Source organism: Bacteroides sp., from assembly GCF_052357945.1.
Lineage (GTDB): Bacteria > Bacteroidota > Bacteroidia > Bacteroidales > Bacteroidaceae > Bacteroides.
Genome location: NZ_DAWCXD010000261.1, coordinates 1 through 3522, shown reverse-complemented (window position 1 = coordinate 3522; position 3522 = coordinate 1). Strand labels below are relative to the sequence as shown.

Below are 3522 nucleotides of genomic sequence, written 5' to 3'. Positions count from 1 at the left end.
TCGAAAACATTTCTTCTGCAACGGGTACACACGACCTTCATGCGGCAGGTGTGGCGCGGGCGATGGTATATTATGGACATAAAGGAGTCGCCATTACTTCTCACGGAGAATCTGCCACTTCCGAAGGCTTTGTATATGAGGCTATCAATGGCGCCAGCCTTGAACGTCTTCCTGTCATTTTTGTGATACAGGACAACGGATATGGTATCTCTGTCCCTAAATCGGAACAGACAGCCAACCGCAAAGTTGCCGAGAACTTCTCCGGTTTCAAGAACCTGAAGATCATCTATTGCAATGGAAAAGATGTGTTCGACTCGATGAATGCCATGACCGAAGCTCACGAATATGCAAGGGAAACCCGTAACCCGGTGATTGTGCAGGCCAACTGTGTTCGTATCGGTTCCCATTCCAACTCGGATAAACATACCCTGTACCGGGATGAGAACGAACTGGAATACGTAAAAGATGCCGATCCGCTAATGAAATTCCGCCGGATGTTGCTGCGCTACAAACGCCTGACAGAGGAAGAGTTGCAACAGATCGAAGCTGACGCAAAGAAAGAACTGTCGGCTGCCAACCGAAAAGCGTTGGCTGCTCCCGATCCTGATCCTAAGAGCATCTACGATTTTGTGATGCCCGAACCTTATCAACCCCAGAAGTACAAAGAAGGTACTCATGAAGCAGAGGGCGAAAAGACCTTCCTGGTAAATGCCATTAACGAAACATTGAAAGCCGAATTCCGCTATAATCCCGATACGTTTATCTGGGGACAGGACGTAGCAAACAGAGAGAAAGGCGGTGTGTTTAATGTCACCAAAGGGATGCAGCAGGAATTCGGCGAAGCCCGTGTGTTCAGTGCGCCGATTGCCGAAGATTATATTGTAGGCACCGCCAACGGAATGAGCCGCTTTGATCCTAAAATCCATGTCGTGATAGAGGGAGCGGAGTTTGCCGATTACTTCTGGCCTGCCGTAGAACAATATGTAGAATGTACGCATGAGTATTGGCGCAGCAATGGTAAGTTTGCCCCGAATATAACGCTGCGGTTGGCTTCTGGAGGTTATATTGGTGGAGGGTTGTATCACTCTCAAAATATAGAAGGAGCTTTGACTACATTGCCGGGAGCACGAATTGTCTGCCCTTCTTTTGCCGATGATGCAGCCGGATTGTTACGTACTAGTATGCGCTCTAAGGGATTTACTTTGTTTCTTGAACCGAAAGCATTGTATAATTCGGTAGAAGCCGCCACTGTGGTGCCGGAAGACTTTGAAGTACCTTTCGGAAAAGCACGTATCCGCCGTGAGGGTACGGATTTGAGTATTATCACATACGGAAATACGACCCATTTCTGTCTGCATGCCGCCGAACGATTGGAGAAAGAGGGTGGTTGGAAAGTAGAAGTGATCGATATTCGTTCTCTGATTCCGCTGGATAAAGAGGCAATCTTTGAATCGGTCAAGAAGACCAGCAAAACATTGGTTGTACATGAAGATAAAGTATTCTCCGGTTTTGGTGCGGAGCTTGCAGCAATGATTGGTGAGGAAATGTTCCGTTATCTCGACGGACCGGTGCAGCGTATCGGTTCTACGTTTACTCCCGTCGGTTTCAATCCGATACTGGAAAAAGAAATTTTGCCGGACGAAGCTAAGATATACGAAGCTGCACGGAAATTATTGGAATATTAAAAGAGAAGAATTATGAAAAAGATAGGTTTGTTTTATGCTACCAAAGCCGAAAGAACGAGTTGGGTGGCAGAGAAAATACAGAAAGAGTTTGGTGAAGACAAGATAGAAGTAGTGCCTATCGAGCAGGCCTGGCAGAATGATTTTGCAGCTTATGACTGCTTCATTGTGGGTGCTTCCACTTGGTTTGACGGGGAACTTCCTACTTATTGGGACGAACTGTTGCCGGAACTCCGGACAATGAAATTGAAAGGTAAGAAGGTTGCTATCTTCGGTTTGGGAGATCAGATACGCTATCCGGAGAATTTTGCGGATGGAATCGGTTTGCTGGCAGAAGTCTTTGAAGGGGATGAGGCTACCTTGGTCGGTTTTACTTCTTCCGAAGGTTACACTTTCGAACGTTCTAAGGCTTTACGTGGTGAGCAGTGGTGCGGGTTGGTTGTCGATTTGGATAATCAGTCCGAACAGGCGGAAAAGAAAATCAAAGCATGGTGCCAACAGGTCAAAAAAGAGTTCGCGTAACGACTTTATTTCTCTTTATAAGATAGTGACGCTATCCAATGCAAATAGTGACGGTATATGCTATGGATAGCGTCACTATTCCAAGCGTATACCGTCACTATATTTTTTCTGCATTAATCTGGAGTCTTACGCTTGTTTATAGCGTATATCGACTGCGATTTTTGCTTGCTTCCTTATATCTCTTAATGATAAGGGAGCTTTCTCTTTTAAAGATATTTGTTGGCTCTTATCCTTTATAAATAAATTTCACTTCTGCCCAACGATTCTTCTCTTTATAATGAACGAAAGTCAGTCCGTTCTTCTCCGCTTCTTCGCGGATGGCGGCAATGTCGTCTATATAAAATCCACTCATGTAGAGTTCGGAATTCGTATGCATACAGGCAACATATTGCTTCATATCATTTAGTAATATATTCCGGTTGATGTTGGCGATGATAACGTCGAAAGGTCCTTTTCCTGCAAGCGACGAGGCATCTCCTTCTGATACGGCAATATCGTCTACGTGGTTCAATTCGATGTTTTCGATGGAGTTTCGTACGCACCATTCATCAATGTCGATGGCTGTACAGGGGCGTGCGCCCCGCATACGTGCGAGGATGGCAAGAATCGAAGTTCCGCAGCCCATATCGAGCAGGGATTTATCTTTCAGTTCGCTGTCCAATAATTCTTCAATGATGAGGCTGGTAGTTTCGTGGTGTCCTGTTCCGAAGGCCATTTGAGGATTGATGACGATGTCATATTCCGCTTTGGGGACATCTTGGTGGAAAGTGCTGTGGATCACACATCGGTTTCCGATAATGATGGGTTGGAAGAAATTCTTTTCCCATTCCTCGTTCCAGTCCTTGTCTTCCGCTTCGGTATATGTATAAGTAATATCCGTATCGGGTAGGGGGAACTCGTTGATGGCAATCTTGATGGCGTTTTCATCACACAATGTCTGTTGGATATATGCGGTCAGTCCGCCTTCACACTCAACAAAACTTTCAAATCCGACTTCACCCAGTATGGCAGCCAGTACGTCATTGACGGTTTCGGTACAAGGCTGGGTGCGGAATGTGAACTCAAAATACTTCATAGTTGTTTTTAATGCTGGTGAATAATGTGCAAAGATACAGCAATCCGGGTATAGAAAGTCAAGTTTGCCTGAACTTTATGCCGGTGAGCGTTGTATCTTCTACAAAGATAGTTAGAAATAGGGATTTCCCTATTATCCTTTGGGGAAAATCTCCCCCGGACGAAAAATCTCTTCCTTATCTTTGTAACGTGAATAAGTTTAAGTAATTACATAAACCGAGATGATATGAAAAAGATTGTTTAT

General features: G+C 45.0%; 3 protein-coding genes. 2 read left to right on the top strand and 1 reads right to left on the bottom strand.

The window, feature by feature from the left end:
* A partial coding sequence (locus ACT8YW_RS22500) for an alpha-ketoacid dehydrogenase subunit alpha/beta (protein WP_444107205.1) occupies positions 1 to 1685 on the top strand: 1685 nt, incomplete at its 5' end.
* Positions 1686 to 1697: 12 nt separating this feature from the next.
* Positions 1698 to 2204, top strand: a complete 507-nt coding sequence (locus ACT8YW_RS22495; protein ID WP_004314967.1) for a flavodoxin — start codon at positions 1698 to 1700, stop codon at positions 2202 to 2204.
* Positions 2205 to 2430: 226 nt separating this feature from the next.
* Here ACT8YW_RS22495 and prmA read toward each other — a convergent pair whose 3' ends face one another.
* Positions 2431 to 3279 carry a 50S ribosomal protein L11 methyltransferase gene (gene prmA / locus ACT8YW_RS22490; RefSeq protein ID WP_221646281.1) on the bottom strand — a complete coding sequence of 283 codons (849 nt, stop codon included), beginning with the start codon at positions 3277 to 3279 and terminating at the stop codon, positions 2431 to 2433.
* Between the last annotated feature and the right edge of the window lie 243 nt (positions 3280 to 3522).

What these genes read in the sequence shown, in the direction of transcription:
- prmA (WP_221646281.1), bottom strand. Translation starts at nt 3,279, where the DNA reads ATGAAGTATTTTGAGTTCACATTCCGCACCCAGCCTTGTACCGAAACC.
- ACT8YW_RS22495 (WP_004314967.1), top strand. Translation starts at nt 1,698, where the DNA reads ATGAAAAAGATAGGTTTGTTTTATGCTACCAAAGCCGAAAGAACGAGT.